Origin of the sequence: Bacillus cereus group sp. MYBK139-1 (assembly GCF_051916915.1) — a bacterium.
Classification (GTDB): domain Bacteria; phylum Bacillota; class Bacilli; order Bacillales; family Bacillaceae_G; genus Bacillus_A; species Bacillus_A pacificus.
This window is the reverse complement of the sequence record NZ_JBQAHO010000001.1, coordinates 1,976,944-1,994,099: the sequence shown is the minus strand read 5'-3', so window position 1 is coordinate 1,994,099 and position 17,156 is coordinate 1,976,944. Positions and strand designations below refer to the sequence as shown.

Genomic DNA, 17,156 nt, shown 5'->3' with positions numbered 1-17,156 from the left:
TAATAGTAAAGGAAGTAGAAAGGATAGAGTGATGTTTGGAGCAATTATACAACAAATTGTATTAGGTATTTCATTAGCTGCGCCAGTAGGTCCGATTAATATTGAAATGTTAAAACGAGGAATTGAACGAGGTTTTTGGCATGCGTGGGTTGTTGGAATTGGTGGAATGACAGCAGATATTTTGTTTATGCTTCTCATCTATTTCGGTTTATCTTCTCTGTTTATGTATACATATGTACAAGCTTTTATGTATTGCACAGGGTTTTTCTTATTATTTTATTTAGGATTTCAAAGTGTAAAACAAGGAATTTCTCAATCGAATATGGAATATAAAAAAGAAGAGGTAGGCGGCCTTAAACAATCGTTTATGGCAGGTTTTTTAATTGCGATATCCAATCCATTAAATCTTGTTTTTTGGTTTGGTATATACGGAAGTACACTTAGCTCATTGCTTACGAAGGTAACGAAACAAGAAGCCTTTTTGTACAGTCTTTGTATTATCGTTGGTATTATTTTATGGAATGTAAATATTGCCTTTTCTGTCCATTTTGGCAGAACTTTATTAAAGCAAAAAGCACTTGGCTATATAACAGCCGGAGCAGGTATTATTTTAGTAGGATATTCTATCCATTTTGCATACAAAGCTTTACAGTTGTTCACATAAGATTGAAGGGGAGATTTTTATGTATCGAACCACTATTGACGGAAAAGAAATCATTATTACGTTAGCACCAAAAATCAGAAAAGAAATTACTGATAGAAATCCACTATATGAAGCAGTATTTCATAATGCAGCAAGATTATTACAAACAAAGCAACCAACGTTTGCTGTAAATCATGAAATATTTGGACTTATCATTGGAGAGGTACAAAGAGGAGAAGTAACAGTGTTTGCGGTGGAACATATTATTCCAAAGCAAAATATATTTGGACCGAACAATTTTTTCTCGACAATAGAGCAACAGGCAAATTTGTAAAGTGTATAGAATAAGATATAGAAAAGAAATAGTCGTAACGATATGTTGCGACTGTTTTTTTTGAAAAGGGGGAAGGAAGATGAAGAGGGTGGGGAAAGAGTTCTTTTTACAACATGATATCGTTATTATGTATAGTATTTTATTTGTTTTTATCATTATTTTAAAAATGCAATTTTTCACATGGATCGGTTTGTTAGCATGTTTGTTTGGGATTATTTTTTATACGCTAAACGAATATATGACACACCGTTTTTTATTTCATTTAAAACCACCTAAAAACGTATTTTTATTAAAAATGCTAAGAAGATTACATTATGACCATCACGTATATCCAGATGATTTAAAACTTTTATTTTTGCCTGTATGGTTTAGTATACCGAGTTTTACTATATATTTACTTATATCATACGTGATAACAAAAAGTGTTACCATTACACTTTCATTCGGAATCGGAATGATTATTATGCTTCTCGTTTATGAATGGAAACATTATATTGCACATAAGCCAATTCGTCCCGTCACTAAGTTTGGTAGGTGGCTAAAAAAACAGCATATATTACACCATTATAAAAATGAAAAGTTTTGGTTTGGTGTTTCAAATCCAGTATTCGATTTCATATTTGGAACACTTAAAGATGGAAAAGACGTTGAATTAAGCGAAACAGCTCGTAATTTAGAAAAAGAGAAAAAAACAGAAGTGGTGCGATAAGCACTACTTTTTTATTTTGTTTTAATGAGTATGAAAGCTTCACTGGCACGTAAATTTTATGTTGAAAAAGTATATTAAAAACTTAGGGGAAAATGCCGAAAAATGTCTATCGAAAAATCTTTGCAGGAATGTATGGATTGTCTAAAATGAAAATAAGTTTCTGAATATTTATAAAATTTAGTTTTTGGGTATACAAGGGGGAATTGTACTTTCAGTAAGAGAGGGGATTAGAGAATGAAACGAGATGATACGTCAGCACGTAAGTTACAAAATGAGGTGAATTATACAGAGGTTGTTCAGTCAGAAGAATTTCAATTGTTATTAAATACGAAAAAGAAGTTCATCGTTCCAATGAGTATTTTCTTTTTAAGTTTTTTTATTGCGTTACCTATTTTAACATCGTATTCAAAGGTACTCAATACACCGGCATTTGGTGATGTTACGTGGGCGTGGATATTTGCTTTTGCACAATTTATTATGACGTGGTCATTATGTATGATTTACAGCAAAAAAGCTGAATCCTTTGATAAAATCTCACAAAATATTCTGCAAGAGATGCAAAAAGGGAGGGGCTGACTTTGAATACAACCGCTTTTGCACTATTTTTAATCATCGTACTTGGTACACTCGTCATAACTTATTTTGCATCGAAGAAAACGAAAAATGCGAGTGAATTTTATACAGCTGGAGGGGGATTAACTGGTTGGCAAAATGGTCTGGCCATTGCGGGAGATTATATGTCTGCTGCGTCTTTTCTTGGTATAGCGGGAGCGATCGCGTTAACTGGGTTTGATGGTTTCTTCTATAGTATCGGTTTCTTAGTTGCTTATTTAGTTGTACTATACTTAGTTGCAGAGCCGCTTAGAAACTTGGGAAAATACACATTAGCAGATATGATTGCGGCGCGTTTTGATGCGAAAAAAGTTCGCGGAGTTGCAGCGCTTAATACGATGACGATATCCATTTTTTATATGATTGCACAATTAGTTGGTGCGGGTGCACTTATTAAATTATTATTAGGAATCGAATATACAACATCTGTATTAATCGTTGGTACACTTATGACTGTGTATGTTATTTTTGGTGGCATGACTGCGACGAGCTGGGTACAAATCGTTAAGGCTGTATTACTTATGGCTGGTACATTTATTATCTCTGTAATCGTTTTCGCCAAATTTAATTTCAGTGTGACGGAAATGTTCGCGCAAATGAAAACAGCTACTCCGTTAAAAGATTCTTTTTTAAATCCCGGTGTAAAGTATAAAGATGGTCTTGATACGCTATCTTTAAATTTAGGACTAGTCCTTGGTACAGCAGGGTTACCACATATTCTTGTCCGCTTTTTTACAGTACGTGATGCAAAAACGGCACGTCAATCTGTCGTATATGCGACATGGTTAATTGGCGCATTTTATATTATGACGATTTTCTTAGGATTTGGGGCAGCGGCGTTTGTAGGAAATGAGGCAATTATTAAAGCAAATCCAGCTGGTAACATGGCAGCACCTTTATTAGCTAAAGCATTGGGCGGAGATTTCTTATTTGCTTTCGTATCAGCAATTGCCTTTGCAACGATTTTAGCTGTAGTGGCAGGCCTTGTATTAACAGCAGCATCCGCATTCGCACATGATTTTTATAATGAAATTATTCGCAAGGGGAAATCAACGGAAAAAGAGCAAGTATCCATGGCTCGTTATGCGTCTATTGGAGTAGCTGTATTATCTATTATACTAGCGTTATTTGCTCAAACGTTGAACGTAGCATTTTTAGTTTCGTTAGCGTTTGCAGTTGCAGCGAGTGCAAACTTGCCAGTTATATTATTCACAATATATTGGAAGCGCTTCAATACAACAGGTGCCATCTCTGGTATGATTGTTGGTCTTGTATCAGCTATTGTTCTTGTAGCGTTAAGCCCAAATGTATGGAACCCTGTAGCTGGAAAAGCTATATTTGTTGGGGAAGCGATATTCCCATATACGACACCTGGAATTATTTCGATTCCGCTCGGATTTCTTGCAGCGTATTTAGGAACTGTTTTATCTAGTAAGAAAGAAGATGCAGCGAAATTTGATGAAATTCTCGTGAAATCTAATACTGGGCATGGTATTAGTGACGCGTCTTCGCATTAAAAAAGAGGAGCTTTTCGATAGATAAGAAAAGCTCCTTTTTCTTTTGTCATTTTCTTGTAAATAATACTGCTTTGTAAGTAGGATTTGTCTTAATTTTGTGGAATGAAAATAAGCAGGGAGAAATTTAAATCATCATGGTACCAGCGCAGCTTTTGTGAAAAATAAGTTGTTATGGAAGGTGGAAGAAATGATGAAAACGAAACAGACTGATGAATTATTGGCAAAAGATGAGCAATATGTTTGGCACGGAATGCGTCCCTTTAGTCCAAATAGTACAATGGTAGGGGCAAAAGCAGAAGGGTGCTGGGTTGAAGATATACAAGGAAAAAGATATTTAGATGGTATGAGTGGTCTTTGGTGTGTGAATAGTGGATATGGCAGAAAAGAGCTTGCAGAGGCAGCCTATAAGCAATTACAAACATTATCATACTTTCCGATGTCACAATCACATGAACCGGCTATAAAGCTTGCAGAAAAATTAAATGAATGGCTTGGAGGAGAGTATGTTATTTTCTTCTCTAATAGTGGTTCGGAAGCGAACGAAACAGCTTTTAAAATAGCAAGACAATACTATGCGCAAAAAGGTGAACCACATCGTTATAAATTTATGTCACGTTACCGCGGCTATCATGGGAATACAATGGCAACGATGGCAGCGACGGGACAGGCACAGCGTAGATATCAATATGAGCCATTTGCTTCAGGATTTATACATGTAACGCCGCCAGATTGTTATCGTATGCCTGGAATAGAAAGAGAGAACATTTATGATGTAGAATGTGTAAAAGAAGTAGATCGGGTCATGACATGGGAACTAAGTGAAACGATTGCAGCTTTTATTATGGAACCAATTATTACAGGCGGAGGCATTTTAATGCCGCCACAAGACTATATGAAAGCTGTTCATGAAACGTGTCAAAAACACGGTGCCCTGCTTATTAGCGATGAAGTGATTTGCGGTTTTGGACGTACAGGAAAGGCATTTGGATTTATGAATTATGATGTGAAGCCTGATATTATTACAATGGCAAAAGGCATTACGAGTGCATATTTACCATTATCAGCAACAGCTGTGAAAAAAGAAATATATGAAGCATTTAAAGGAAAGGGAGAATATGAATTCTTCCGTCATATTAATACATTTGGTGGAAATCCTGCAGCTTGTGCACTAGCACTTAAAAACTTAGAAATTATGGAAAATGAAAATTTAATTGAGCGATCTGCACAAATGGGTTCTCTTTTATTAGAGCAATTAAAAGAAGAAATTGGGGAGCACCCACTTGTTGGAGATATTAGAGGAAAAGGTCTACTAGTGGGAATTGAACTAGTAAACGATAAAGAGACGAAAGAGCCAATTGATAACGACAAAATTGCAAGTGTTGTAAATGCTTGTAAAGAAAAAGGGTTAATAATAGGGCGAAACGGTATGACAACAGCAGGATATAATAACGTCTTAACATTAGCGCCACCACTTGTTATTTCAAGTGAAGAAATTGCCTTTGTTGTTGGAACGTTGAAGACAGCGATGGAACGCATTTAATGAATCGAGCGAGCTGTGATTACAGCTCGCTTTTGTATATCCCATTAAAGTCCGATTGGTGAAGGCTGATTAAAGTTTCACTTTATTAGGTGAAATATGATACGTTTTCAAAGGGAGGGGAATTATTATGAAGAAATATGATCCTAGTCAACATTATCACATCGGATATTATGAAGATGGATATGATTTAGAAGTGACAGCGTACAAAAGAATACATGAACCAGTTTGGGATGCGTATATTCCACACTATGAGGTAGACGATTTCTATAAGAAAGTGGAGGAAATGAAGCTAGGTGAATATGTAGATGATTATGGCATTATGGTGTATTCATTTCGTAATGATATTGATGATGATGAAGCACGAATTATTTTTGAAAAATGGTTAAAAACGAACGGGATTGTTTAAAGATAAAACGAAAAAGAAGCCTACTATCTTATAAGATAGTAAGCTTCTTTTTTATTAAACTTATTTACTTGCTTTCATTGCTTTATCTTTTGCACCAAAAGTGTATTTTAACATTGGTGGTGTAATCATTGTAGTTAAAATAACGACAATAACGATAGCTGTAAAGTAATCTTGTGCTAGTAGACCTGAAGAAAGTCCTGTTCCTGCGATGATAAGTGCAACTTCACCACGAGAAACCATTCCAGAACCGATAATTGCAGAAGACTTAGCGTCAAATCCAGTCATTCGTGCACCTAAGCCACAACCGATTAGTTTCGTTAATACAGCGATTACTGTTAATGCTAGGATGAACCAAATTTGATCGCCAATACCGTCAAATGTAATATTCATACCGATACTTACGAAGAATACTGGAACGAACATAGCGTAAGCAATTGGTTCTACTTTCTTTTCTACCTCATGTTTGTAGTTCGTTTGAGAAATTGCGATACCAGCTGCGAAAGCACCGATAATACCAGCAATTCCTAATAGTTCGCCGAAATATGCGAATGAGAAACAGATGATAAGAGCCGCACTCACGATAGACTCAGATACGCGTAGTGGTGATAACCAGCGCATAATCGCAGGAACACCTTTCCATCCGATTAAAATAATAGAAGCGAAGAATACAACTTTCTTCAAGATAATCATTGTTAAGTTAACATCGTCTGTACCTAGGAAACTCATTGCAAATGCTAATAAAATAACGACAAGAATGTCATCAAATACAGCTGCGCCCAGCATAGTTGTACTTTCACGTGTTTTCATCTTTCCTAAATCGCGAAGTGTTTGTACGGAAATACTAACACTTGTCGCACATAGAAGTAATCCTAAAAATACAGCATTTCCTTGTTCCATTCCCATAATAAGACCAGAAACGTAACCACCTACGAATGGAAGAATGATACCTCCGAGTGCAACAGCTAAAGAAGAATTACGATTTGCGTTTAATTCCTCTAAGTCTGTTTCAAGTCCTGCCATAAACATTAAAAGAATAACACCAACATTACTTAATTGTGTTAGAAGTTCTGAGTTTTCAATCCAACCTAATACAGCTGGACCGATAACGATACCGACAATTAATTTACCTAGTACAGAAGGTTGACCTAATCTAACACTAAGATCACCAGCAAGCTTTGTACTTAATAAAATAAGTGCAATTTGAAAGAAAAATTCGAATTCCATCGGATCCTCTCCTTATCATTTTTATTTTTATCATACGATTTCTCGGAATTTGCCTAATGAAAATATGTAAAACCCATTAAACAAAGGGTCTGATTACAAGTTCTTTTGAACTTGTAATTTGAACCTGTAATTAATATATAATAGATTTTACAAAAAATCAATGAAAAAATGGGGGCTTTTTTAGAGAGAGACTGTGTAATTGGGGATATACATATAAGAGTAGCGTGTGAATTTATATATGTATGAAATAGTATGAAGTCCTTTTTCATTACAAATAATAAAGCCTAAATGCTATTTCACGAATTATAAATGTGAAAGGGAGGACTTATCATTTGAAGTCATTAAAAAATAACTTGTCTATCGTTGCTTTAGGTGGAGTAAATGAAATAGGGAAAAATATGTATGTTATTCAATTTGAAAATGATATTGTCGTTATTGACTGTGGATCAAAATTTCCAGATGAAAGTTTATTAGGAATTGATTTAATCATTCCAGATGTCACCTACTTACAAGAAAATAAAGAAAAAATTCGCGGATTAGTCGTGACGCATGGACATGAAGACCATATTGGGGGAATACCATATTTTTTAAAACAACTAAACGTACCAATCTATGCGACGAAGTTAACGTTAGGTTTAATTGAAATTAAATTAAAGGAACATAACCTTCAAGATGATACAGAATTAATCGTTATTCATTCAGAATCAGAAATTGATTTCGGTGCTATTAAGACAACTTTTTTTAAAACGAATCATAGTATTCCAGATTGCCTCGGTATTGTTTTTCATACACCAGAAGGTACTATAGTACATACAGGTGATTTTAAATTTGATTTAACACCAGTTAATAATCAACATCCTGATATTCATAAAATGGCTAAAATAGGTAGTGAAGGTGTATTAGCTTTACTATCTGAAAGTACAAATGCAGAACGACCTGGATTTACCCCATCAGAAAGGTCGGTAGGGGAACGGATAGAGGAAATATTTATGAAAGCAAATAGGAAAGTGATTATTTCTACTTTTGCTTCTAATGTGAATCGTGTTCAGCAAATAGTTGAAGCTTGTATAAAAACAAATCGAAAACTGGCTTTGCTCGGGAGAAGTATGGTAAATGTAGTAGAAGTTGCTCTAGAGAAAGGGTATCTAAATATTCCAGAAGGTATGCTAATTGAAGCAAATGAGGTAAATAATTTAGATCCAAAGCAGGTCGCAATACTTTGTACAGGAAGTCAAGGAGAACCAATGGCAGCTTTAGCGCGTTTAGCTAGTGGAAACTATAGGCAAGTAGATGTTTTACCAGAAGATACAGTTATTATAGCTGCGACTCCTATTCCAGGAAATGAACGTAATGTTTCGCGAATTATCGATAACTTATTTGCATTAGGGGCAAGAGTGATTTACGGATCAGGCAGTTCTACTGGAGTCCATGTATCTGGCCATGCATATCAAGAAGAATTAAAGTTAATGCTCACATTAATGAAGCCAAAATATTTTCTCCCCATTCATGGAGAGTTTAGAATGCTACATCACCATAGCTTGCTAGCGGAATCAATTGGTGTCGAAAAAGAAAATATCTTTATCGTTCGTAATGGAGATGTTGTAGATATAAGTAATCAAGTGGCAATTCAATCGAGAAAAATACAAGCAGGAAATATATATGTAGATGGATTAGGAATTGGTGATGTTGGAAATGCATTATTACGTGATCGAAAACAACTTTCAGAAGATGGAATGCTCGTTATAGTTATTACTTTTAATAAAGTGGATGGAGAAATAATTTCAGGTCCTGATATTATTTCTCGTGGATTCGTCTATGTTCGTGATTCAGAAGAATTTTTGAAGGAATTAAATAAATTAGCTGTTATTACGATTAATAATGTAAAGAAAGAGAAAGTGAATAGCTGGGGTATTTTGAAAAGAGAAGTAAGAGAAGTTTTAGGGAAGTATATATATACGAGTACGAAAAGAAAACCGATGATTCTTCCTATAATTATAGAGGTGTAATAATGAATAAAAAGAATTCTCTTAAGGGAATTCTTTTTTGTTTTGAAGATAGTATGAACATATAATGAAATAAATAGAAATGGAAGGGAATAAAAGATGTTATTAAACAAACGCTTTACAATTGGAGAAATGGCAAAAATGCATAATATAGCGGAATCTACTTTACGTTATTATGATGAAAAAGGAATTTTTCATCCGTCCATTGTGGACCCACAAACAAATTATCGCTATTACACAATCGATCAATTTTCACTATTAGATACGATTAAGTTTTTACGCCAATTAAATATTCCATTAAAGGAAATTAAGAAATATATTGATGAAAGAAATCCAGCATACGCACTCAATTTGTTGGAAAAACAACAAGAAATGATGTTGAAAAAACAAAGAGAAATTGAGTATGCTTTGGCGAAAATGGAGCATAGAATTCATTTGATTAAGGAAGCAACAGAAGCAAAAGCTAAACAAATGGTAATAAAAGAGATCCCGCGGCGAAAAATAACAGCCATTGCGGTTGCTCCGAATACGACGGATGATATGTTTGAGTACTACATCCATTCGTTGCAAAAAAATATGAGGCAAATGGATGATAGTTTATTTTCTGGAGATATTGGTGTAACAGTTGCGAAAAAAGGATTCATGCAAAATGAGTTTCAAGCGTATAGTAGCGTGTTTATTCTTTTGGATTATATGCCGTATGAAGTGCATAATTCAGATGAGATTAAGGAAGGTTTATATGCTTGTTCTTATCATCATGGACCGTATGAAGAAACAGATGCAACGTATAAGGAATTACTTGCGTACATTGATCAAGAAGGATATGAAGTAAGTGGAGATGCGATTGAGATTGGATTAATTGATTGGTCTGTAACAGAAAATCCAGAGGAGCAAGTAACAGAAATTCAAATTCCTATCATAAAAAAATAAAACAATAAGCTGTAGCACTCGTATCATTACAAATGGGTATTAAATACGATAATTAAGTTACCTATTTTTTAAATTCTCTATTGACCTTCAAGTTACTTGAAGGTTTAAACTAAGGAAAGAGAGTTGAAAAAAGGAGCATAATAGTATGGAAGCAACAGAAAAATTAAGAGAAAAACCGATAAAAAGTTTATTTATTTCTTATTTAATACCAGCTGTTCTAGGAATGGTATTAATGTCGGTTAATATTGTAATTGATGCGGTAATGATTAGTCGGGGAGTTGGAGCAAATGGATTGGCAGGAGTAAACGTGGCTATTCCAGCGTTTTCAATTTTCTTCTCTATTTCATTATGGATTGGAATGGGCGGGGCAACGTTATATTCCATTGCATTAGGTGAAAATAAAATTGAAAGAGCAAGGTCTATTTTTACTCAATCCATGACGGTAGCAGTCATTATTGTAGGCGTTTTAGCGGCGATTTGCTTATGGAGAATAGAAGATTTAGCATACGTATTCGGTGCGAATGAAGTAATTTTACCGTATGCGTTAGATTATTTACACGTATTATTAACATTTGGAATGATATACGTTTTAGAAAATATTTTAAGTACATTTATACGAAATGATGGAAATCCTAATTTAGCAATGGCAGGTTTAGTTGTAACAGCTGTATTAAATATAGTGTTTGACTATATCTTTATTTTCATCTTTAAATGGGGCGTAACAGGAGCTGCTTCAGCAACTATTCTTTCAGCAGCGGTTGGTTTCCTTGTATTATTAACACACTTCTTTAGAAAAAGTAGTATTTTAAAATGGACGAAATTCCATTTTGAATGGGATACAGTAAAACAAATTATGATAATCGGTTTCCCGAGCTTTACAGCAGAAAGTACAGTAGCGATTGTAACGATTGGTTTTAATATTGCATTCGTTCAATATGCAGGGGAAGTAGGAGTCGCTTCTTATGCGATGGTGAATAGTATTCATGCAATGACATTACTATTATTCTTTGGGGTAGGTGCTGCATTACAACCGATTGCTAGTTTCCATTATGGTGCAAATTTAGCAGAGAGACTTCGTGAAGGGTTGCAGTTTGCAGTGAAAATTGCAGTTGTACTTGGAGGCGTTGCAATAATTGTCGGATTATTCTTCGGGAAATATATTATTGGTCTATTTGATGTCCAATCTCCAGAGTTATTGGAGTTAACATTAACAGGTATGAGCTTGTTCTTTATCCAATATGTATTTTTAGGCTATAACATTGTGTATGGAGAGTACTTCCAATCAGTGCGACAAACGACAAAATCAGTACTTATTATAATGAGCCGAGGGTTGCTATTTATTATTCCATTATTATGGATTATGCCGAAATTATTTGGGATCAACGGAATTTGGCTCGTTATGCCAGTAGCGGAAGTATTGACAGCGATTATCGTATTTACGATGAATCGTATGAAACATCCTGTGCCATTAAACATGGCAGGCGAGAAAGAAGCGATATGATAAAGAAAATCCCCTTGAGTAAGTAAGGGGATTTTTTATTCTTTTAAACTAATAGCAAAAGATCCATCCGTTTCTTGAACAGACGCAAAGGCAACGTTTTTAATATTTGTGATGCCTTTTTCTTTTAATTCTTTATATAACCACTTTTCGTCCTTATGAATTAACTTTAAGTTATCGTATTGAATTTGTGAATCAACGATAAGGGCAATTGGTAATCCAGCATACTTAACATCTATGTTCAAATCTTTCGGAGTTAATGGGACAAGTTCACGCTTTGGTAAAATGCTAATGGCTCCATTCGCTTCTAAAATAGCGTATTCAATTTCATGAACACTTGGATATCCTGCGACGCGAAGATTAGAAAGTAATTCAGCAATGGGATACCTACTTTTTTGTAAGTTCTCAAAAATAATATCACCATGTTTAATTAAAATAATCGGGTGCCCGAGAATGAAACGATTTAGTTTGTTGAATAGGCTTAATTTTGTAAGGATTAAATGCAAACATGTAATAACGACCATACCGAGAAAAGCTTGCAAAGCACCAGAGACTGGTATGGCCTGAAAAGCTAAATAAGATAAAAAGATAATAGCACCAAAATCATGAGGCGTTAGTTGTGCTAAAGCTGATTTACCGAGCATCTTAAGTGATAGTAAAAATAAGATAAAAAAGAACGATACGTTACATAAAAAGAGAAGCAATAGAGACACTCCTTCGTGCAAAGTTGTACTTACTGTTCCCGAAAGAAATATAAATATTACTTTTTAGAGGATAAATTAGGTTGAATTGGAATTTGTCTGTATACAAACAAATAAATGGATATTATCATGAAAGAAGCAAAGAACATAGGAGTATATGGATATGAAAAAGAAAAAAATAATGAAGTATATGATAGGAATTATAATGGTTTGCGCCGTTTATGTGGGATTTTTACAATATAACATTTATAAGCATGGGCAAATGAATGCGACCTATGAAGCTGATTATATCATTGTATTAGGCTCGAAAGTAAACGGAACGAAACCATCGTACTCATTGCAATATCGTATTGATAAAGCAGCTGAGTATTTGAAAGCACATGAGAAAGTAATTGCTATTGTGTCTGGAGGGAAAGGAAAAGGGGAAGATATTTCAGAAGCATTAGCAATGAAAAATGAATTAATAAAACTAAAAATTGCAGAAGACCGCATTATAATGGAAGATAAGTCAACGAGTACAGATGAAAATATTAAATTCTCAAAACCTTTAATTCCGGACAATATGAAAAAAGGAATGATCGTAACAAATGACTTCCATATGTTTAGAGCGAAAAAAATAGCAGCTAAGCAAGGTTTACAATTAGAAGGTCTTCCGGCCGAAACACCAAAGCGAATTGTCATTCCATCGAATATACGTGAATATTTAGCCATTACGCAATATTGGTTTATGAATCGAATATAGAGAAAGTGATTCCGCCTAGCATTCTAGGCGGGATTTTTTGAGGGGAATCTTACAAATATGTCATCTTAATGAAAGGTAAAGCGATAGTTTCTAGAATGGATTCCTGACATAATGAAGATAACAAAAACTATTTAGAGGTGAATCGGATGAAAGGAAATAATATATTATCTTCACTATGTTACTTTAGTATCTTTTTTGCACCATTTTTACTACCAATTATCGTGTACTTCGTTGCAGAGGATGAAGTGAAATATCACGCGAAAAAAGCATTTTGGTCACATATTTTCCCGTATGCAATTTTATTCGGAGGGTTAGCGATATCAGGAATATACGGTTTAGGATTCAATCAATCTGACGGTGCTGGAATTGGGATCATGATCACATATGCAGTATTCATTCTTGTAGGGATTTATTACTTCATTTGGAATATCGTAAAAGGTGTTAAAGTGTTGAAAACAGCGTAATAAGATAAGGAATAATTTGGAGTAAGTTTGTCGTTATTTGTCAGTAAGTCGATATTCTTTGTCGAATCGACGATATATTTGAAAAATCGTCGATATAGTGCAGGGGATCGTTGATATATTGAAAAAATCGTCGATATAATTTCATTTACCGTATTAATAGATCTTTTAAAAAGAGCAATTCAAAAAGAATTGCTCTTTTTGTGCTTATAAGTTGTGAATATTGGAAAAGATATGTTAATTTTTCATTAGGAAGAGAAAAAAGGAGTGATTTTCATGAATGAGATGATACATAAAATGGAGCAACACGTTTCAGTTCGTAAATATAAAGAAGAATCCATTCCGAAAGATGTAGTAGAAAGAATGGTGCAAGCTGGGCAGCATGCTGCTTCCTCGCATTTTGTACAGGCTTACTCTGTTATATATGTAACCGATCAAGATTTAAAGGCGAAACTAGCAGAGTTATCCGGAAATCGTCATGTGAAGGACTGCGCAGCATTCTTTGTTTGTTGTGCAGATTTAAAACGACTTGAAATGGCATGTGAAAAACATGGTACAGAGATAAAGCATGAAGGAGTAGAAGACTTTATCGTAGCAACTGTAGATGCTTCACTTTTCGCGCAAAACTTAGCGTTAGCAGCAGAATCGTTAGGATACGGTATTTGTTATATTGGTGGTATTCGTAATAATCCGAGAGAAGTGAGCGAATTGCTTCATTTACCAGATAAAGTATATCCTGTATTCGGAATGACAGTCGGTGTACCAGATGAAAATCACGGAGTGAAACCACGTTTACCGATAGCAGCAATCCTTCATGAAAATGGATATGATGAAAAGAAATATGATGAATTATTAAATGAATACGATGAAACGATGAACGCGTATTATAAAGAAAGATCATCAAATAAGAAAAACGCAACATGGACGGAATCGATGAGTTCGTTTATGTCTAAAGAAAAAAGAATGCATATGAAAGAGTTTTTAAGTGAAAAAGGATTTAATAAGAAATGAGTAAAAAGGCAGACCTGTGATGCAGGTTTGCCTTTTTTGGAGGAGAAAGGTGATTGTCTTCGAATAAGTATAGAGGGAGGAGATAATATGAAAAAAGCTTTAATCTTTTTATTTGATGGATTTGCAGAATTTGAAGTGAATATAGCGAGTTTATTTTTGATAAGTAAGGAATTCGAAATAATAACAGCAACTGTAGATGGAAAAACAGTTACAGGAGAAGGAGGTTTTTTGTGTCAACCACATGTTTCTATGGAGCATATTGAAGTAGAGGACTATGAAGTGTTTATCGTACCAGGCGGACATATTTTTGATCATTTAGAAAATGATCAATTGTTATCTATCGTGAATAAATTACATAAGCAAAATAAATGGATAGCGGGTATTTGTGCAGGAACATCTTTACTACATGCAGCAGGAGTGCTGAATAAGAAGAAATTCTCAACATCGTTAACAGCAGATGAAAAACAGTTAGCGCATTTACATGAATGGGAATATAAACAAAACAAAGATGTAACTGTTGATGGGAAAATAATAACAGCGGTAGGGTCTGCGTACGTTGAATTTGCTACTGAAATAATGAGGCAACTCAACTTATTTAATGAAGCTGAAGCGAAGGAGAACTTGCAATATTTTAAAAATGTAACAGAGATTTGTGATGAAACGTTAGTTTAAGTGAAAATAAAAAGCGGCATAATAGCCGCTTTTTATTGTTATCACGTTTAAAAATATTGAAAACTTATCCGTTATGACACAAACTAAAGCACCTTCTATAACGAATGCAAACTTTCAATAAGAAGATATATGCCCGTGCAACTTAAAAGGATGTACGTAAATATTTTAAAAATCCGTTGATTAAGCCATTTGAAAATAATTTGACCTATATACAAACTTAGAAATACGATTGGAATAGCGTAAAAACTTGATTCCCAAATTGTCTTGTTTGTGCCACTAAAGAGTATTTGCGTTAGTAGACTAATGAAATATATAAATAGATAAAAAGCTAAAGTAGTTGCTCTCAGCTTCTCTTTTTTTGTATCAGTTCCTGTAAAGTACAGCAACAGAGGTGGTCCCGGCATACCGATACTTGTCGTTAAAAGACCGGATAATCCTCCCACTAAGAAATCTCTAGATTTTGTTGATTGAATCTTAAAGTTACAGATTAGCATCAACGTTAATAGTAAGAGCAGGATGCTAATTGCTAATTTAAACGTGTTGATGTTAATGGAAACGAAAATGAAAATACCAAAAGGAACACCAACTATACTGCCGACAATTAATCTTTTCAGTAGAATACAATCAATGTCCATTCTTATTTTCCAAATGAGTGATATAGAAATAATGAATGATAAAATGATATTTATTTGTATAGCTTCTTGTGGTAGAAATAACATGAGTAAGAAAGGTGTTGCCATAATAGAAAAGCCAAAACCGGTACTCGTTTGTAAAATAGAAGCTACTAATATAATACAAATGAACATGAATATAGTATTCAAAAAAGCCCTCCTACATAATCAAATTTCATTAATATTTTAACATAAAGTAAAACTTTAATCAGTGAGGGCTTACTACCTAGCAAATCGCCGCTTGTTATGTTGCGGTTAATATTCCAATGATGATCCTGTAGCCTTAAAATATTTTTCTCGTGAAGGCGTCATTACTCGGATTGCTAATAAACAGGAAAGGAAAAGGCTGAGTAACGAGCTACTTATTACAGTCATTTGAACAGAAAGAAATTGTGCGGACGCCCCAATTGCTAAAATGAAAAAGATTTGGATGAAACTTTTTATTGAATCAAACACGCTATCAATACGTCCGATCATATGTACAGGGATGTTATTTTGATAAAATGTGATAAAGCCAGTACCAGCAAATGATGAAGAAATGCCAAGTAAAATGAAACCGCCTGCCGCGACTATAAATGAATTTGAAAAGGCGAAAATTACATAGCCTATTGCTGTGAAAATTGTCCCTAATCCGATACAATATTGAATTGGTAAACGTTTGGAAAAGAGAGAGACGAGAAATGAACCGGAAACGTAAGCAGCGCCAGTTATACTAACAAGCATGCTGTATTCTATATCGGTTAAAAACAGTACTTGTCTTGTAAAAACAACTTCTTGTGAATCAAGTGCCATAGCGACAAGCATAGTCGCTTGAAATAAAACGAATATGAGAATAATGTACGTTTCCGTTCGAGCGAACGAAAAAACTTGTTTCCAATCACTTCGTAATGTTTGTACGAAAGTATTTGTAACTTCTTCGTTTTGCTTTGTTTGTAATGTAATATTAGGTAAGAAATAAATGAGAATAGTAGAAAGTAGAAAGGAAAGTGAGTTGCAGTAAATTACAAAGGATGCTGAGTGCGTGGTGAGAAGTATTCCAGCAAGAGCTGGACCGATAATGAAAGCTCCGTTTGTAAATAAGCTATTCCAAGCGTTAAATTGAGCGCGTTTTTCAGCAGGTATGAGCATCATTTTATAGGTGAATGAAGCTGGATCGAAAAATGATGCAGCGATGCGAGTTAAAAAGATAAACATATAAATGGCCCAAATAGAATCAAATAGTGGAACACAGCCAATAAGAGCTGCCCGAATGATATCTGTGATGAGCATAATAGATCGTTTGTTTAATCGATCTACTATACTACCAGACCATATTTTTGTAACAACGGTCGCAATTGGACCGACAATCCATAATCCTGCTACAGCAGCAGGGGAATTTGTGCTATGTAACACCATTACGTTTAGGGCGATGAGATACATAAAATCACCTAAACGAGAAATTCCTGTTCCCGACAATAATAATAATTTATTTTTCATGAGCAG

At 34.5% G+C, this 17,156-nt stretch carries 18 protein-coding genes; 14 read left to right on the top strand and 4 right to left on the bottom strand.

Annotated elements, in window-relative coordinates:
• Positions 1 to 31 precede the first annotated feature (31 nt).
• The 7 genes from ACTFRS_RS10190 (at position 32) to ACTFRS_RS10160 (ending at position 5,761) form a co-directional block, all read left to right on the top strand.
• Positions 32 to 664 (top strand): LysE family transporter, encoded by a 633-nt coding sequence (locus ACTFRS_RS10190; protein ID WP_000466557.1) that lies wholly within the window; start codon positions 32 to 34, stop codon positions 662 to 664.
• A 19-nt stretch (positions 665 to 683) separates the two neighbouring features.
• Positions 684 to 977, top strand: coding sequence for a hypothetical protein (locus ACTFRS_RS10185; protein ID WP_000286361.1), 294 nt, complete (start codon positions 684 to 686; stop codon positions 975 to 977).
• Positions 978 to 1,056: 79 nt separating this feature from the next.
• Positions 1,057 to 1,686, top strand: coding sequence for a sterol desaturase family protein (locus tag ACTFRS_RS10180; protein WP_000832152.1), 630 nt, complete (start codon positions 1,057 to 1,059; stop codon positions 1,684 to 1,686).
• Positions 1,687 to 1,920: 234 nt separating this feature from the next.
• Positions 1,921 to 2,262, top strand: a complete 342-nt coding sequence (locus tag ACTFRS_RS10175; RefSeq protein WP_000817374.1) for a DUF485 domain-containing protein — start codon at positions 1,921 to 1,923, stop codon at positions 2,260 to 2,262.
• A 2-nt stretch (positions 2,263 to 2,264) separates the two neighbouring features.
• Positions 2,265 to 3,815, top strand: coding sequence for a solute symporter family protein (locus tag ACTFRS_RS10170; protein WP_038812929.1), 1,551 nt, complete (start codon positions 2,265 to 2,267; stop codon positions 3,813 to 3,815).
• Positions 3,816 to 4,005: 190 nt separating this feature from the next.
• A complete protein-coding gene (locus ACTFRS_RS10165) occupies positions 4,006 to 5,355 on the top strand; it encodes an aspartate aminotransferase family protein (protein WP_139867971.1) in 1,350 nt (449 codons plus the stop codon).
• A 127-nt stretch (positions 5,356 to 5,482) separates the two neighbouring features.
• A complete protein-coding gene (locus tag ACTFRS_RS10160) occupies positions 5,483 to 5,761 on the top strand; it encodes a DUF3986 family protein (protein WP_016717048.1) in 279 nt (92 codons plus the stop codon).
• A 60-nt stretch (positions 5,762 to 5,821) separates the two neighbouring features.
• Here ACTFRS_RS10160 and ACTFRS_RS10155 read toward each other — a convergent pair whose 3' ends face one another.
• Positions 5,822 to 6,985: a cation:proton antiporter gene (locus tag ACTFRS_RS10155; RefSeq protein WP_000393887.1), complete on the bottom strand. Its 1,164-nt coding sequence runs from the start codon at positions 6,983 to 6,985 to the stop codon at positions 5,822 to 5,824.
• A gap of 332 nt (positions 6,986 to 7,317) precedes the next feature.
• Here ACTFRS_RS10155 and ACTFRS_RS10150 point away from each other — a divergent pair, with 332 nt between their 5' ends.
• From ACTFRS_RS10150 to ACTFRS_RS10140, 3 genes are all read left to right on the top strand, one after another.
• Complete coding sequence (locus ACTFRS_RS10150; protein WP_440023662.1) at positions 7,318 to 8,991, top strand: ribonuclease J; 1,674 nt, start codon at positions 7,318 to 7,320, stop codon at positions 8,989 to 8,991.
• 96 nt (positions 8,992 to 9,087) lie between these two features.
• Positions 9,088 to 9,918 carry a MerR family transcriptional regulator gene (locus tag ACTFRS_RS10145; protein WP_440023664.1) on the top strand — a complete coding sequence of 277 codons (831 nt, stop codon included), beginning with the start codon at positions 9,088 to 9,090 and terminating at the stop codon, positions 9,916 to 9,918.
• A 145-nt stretch (positions 9,919 to 10,063) separates the two neighbouring features.
• Entirely contained in the window at positions 10,064 to 11,419 is a 1,356-nt protein-coding gene (locus ACTFRS_RS10140; RefSeq protein WP_139867967.1) for an MATE family efflux transporter, read from the top strand.
• Between the two features lie 35 nt (positions 11,420 to 11,454).
• Here ACTFRS_RS10140 and ACTFRS_RS10135 read toward each other — a convergent pair whose 3' ends face one another.
• Positions 11,455 to 12,120, bottom strand: coding sequence for a DUF421 domain-containing protein (locus ACTFRS_RS10135; RefSeq protein WP_000923931.1), 666 nt, complete (start codon positions 12,118 to 12,120; stop codon positions 11,455 to 11,457).
• Between the two features lie 187 nt (positions 12,121 to 12,307).
• On the opposite strand from ACTFRS_RS10135, the gene ACTFRS_RS10130 reads away from it, so the two are divergent.
• From ACTFRS_RS10130 to ACTFRS_RS10115, 4 genes are all read left to right on the top strand, one after another.
• Positions 12,308 to 12,859 (top strand): YdcF family protein, encoded by a 552-nt coding sequence (locus ACTFRS_RS10130; RefSeq protein WP_313897257.1) that lies wholly within the window; start codon positions 12,308 to 12,310, stop codon positions 12,857 to 12,859.
• Between the two features lie 146 nt (positions 12,860 to 13,005).
• The gene (locus ACTFRS_RS10125; RefSeq protein ID WP_098270189.1) at positions 13,006 to 13,323 is read left to right on the top strand and encodes a DUF4870 domain-containing protein; all 318 of its coding nucleotides are present in this window, start codon (positions 13,006 to 13,008) and stop codon (positions 13,321 to 13,323) included.
• 273 nt (positions 13,324 to 13,596) lie between these two features.
• On the top strand, positions 13,597 to 14,331 hold the full coding sequence (nfsA, locus tag ACTFRS_RS10120; RefSeq protein WP_242293471.1) for an oxygen-insensitive NADPH nitroreductase: 735 nt from the start codon (positions 13,597 to 13,599) through the stop codon (positions 14,329 to 14,331).
• Positions 14,332 to 14,418: 87 nt separating this feature from the next.
• Entirely contained in the window at positions 14,419 to 15,003 is a 585-nt protein-coding gene (locus tag ACTFRS_RS10115) for a type 1 glutamine amidotransferase family protein (protein ID WP_242293472.1), read from the top strand.
• Between the two features lie 95 nt (positions 15,004 to 15,098).
• On the opposite strand, the gene ACTFRS_RS10110 is transcribed toward ACTFRS_RS10115, so the two are convergent.
• Entirely contained in the window at positions 15,099 to 15,824 is a 726-nt protein-coding gene (locus ACTFRS_RS10110; RefSeq protein ID WP_440023668.1) for a sulfite exporter TauE/SafE family protein, read from the bottom strand.
• Between the two features lie 105 nt (positions 15,825 to 15,929).
• Complete coding sequence (locus ACTFRS_RS10105) at positions 15,930 to 17,150, bottom strand: MFS transporter (protein ID WP_440023670.1); 1,221 nt, start codon at positions 17,148 to 17,150, stop codon at positions 15,930 to 15,932.
• Between the last annotated feature and the right edge of the window lie 6 nt (positions 17,151 to 17,156).

Bases quoted from the DNA above. Each gene is read 5' to 3' on its own strand.
- ACTFRS_RS10190 (WP_000466557.1), top strand. From the start codon at position 32: ATGTTTGGAGCAATTATACAACAAATTGTATTAGGTATTTCATTAGCT.
- ACTFRS_RS10115 (WP_242293472.1), top strand. From the start codon at position 14,419: ATGAAAAAAGCTTTAATCTTTTTATTTGATGGATTTGCAGAATTTGAA.
- nfsA (WP_242293471.1), top strand. From the start codon at position 13,597: ATGAATGAGATGATACATAAAATGGAGCAACACGTTTCAGTTCGTAAA.
- ACTFRS_RS10180 (WP_000832152.1), top strand. From the start codon at position 1,057: ATGAAGAGGGTGGGGAAAGAGTTCTTTTTACAACATGATATCGTTATT.
- ACTFRS_RS10145 (WP_440023664.1), top strand. From the start codon at position 9,088: ATGTTATTAAACAAACGCTTTACAATTGGAGAAATGGCAAAAATGCAT.
- ACTFRS_RS10155 (WP_000393887.1), bottom strand. From the start codon at position 6,985: ATGGAATTCGAATTTTTCTTTCAAATTGCACTTATTTTATTAAGTACA.
- ACTFRS_RS10140 (WP_139867967.1), top strand. From the start codon at position 10,064: ATGGAAGCAACAGAAAAATTAAGAGAAAAACCGATAAAAAGTTTATTT.
- ACTFRS_RS10125 (WP_098270189.1), top strand. From the start codon at position 13,006: ATGAAAGGAAATAATATATTATCTTCACTATGTTACTTTAGTATCTTT.
- ACTFRS_RS10185 (WP_000286361.1), top strand. From the start codon at position 684: ATGTATCGAACCACTATTGACGGAAAAGAAATCATTATTACGTTAGCA.
- ACTFRS_RS10130 (WP_313897257.1), top strand. From the start codon at position 12,308: ATGATAGGAATTATAATGGTTTGCGCCGTTTATGTGGGATTTTTACAA.
- ACTFRS_RS10175 (WP_000817374.1), top strand. From the start codon at position 1,921: ATGAAACGAGATGATACGTCAGCACGTAAGTTACAAAATGAGGTGAAT.
- ACTFRS_RS10105 (WP_440023670.1), bottom strand. From the start codon at position 17,150: ATGAAAAATAAATTATTATTATTGTCGGGAACAGGAATTTCTCGTTTA.
- ACTFRS_RS10165 (WP_139867971.1), top strand. From the start codon at position 4,006: ATGAAAACGAAACAGACTGATGAATTATTGGCAAAAGATGAGCAATAT.
- ACTFRS_RS10160 (WP_016717048.1), top strand. From the start codon at position 5,483: ATGAAGAAATATGATCCTAGTCAACATTATCACATCGGATATTATGAA.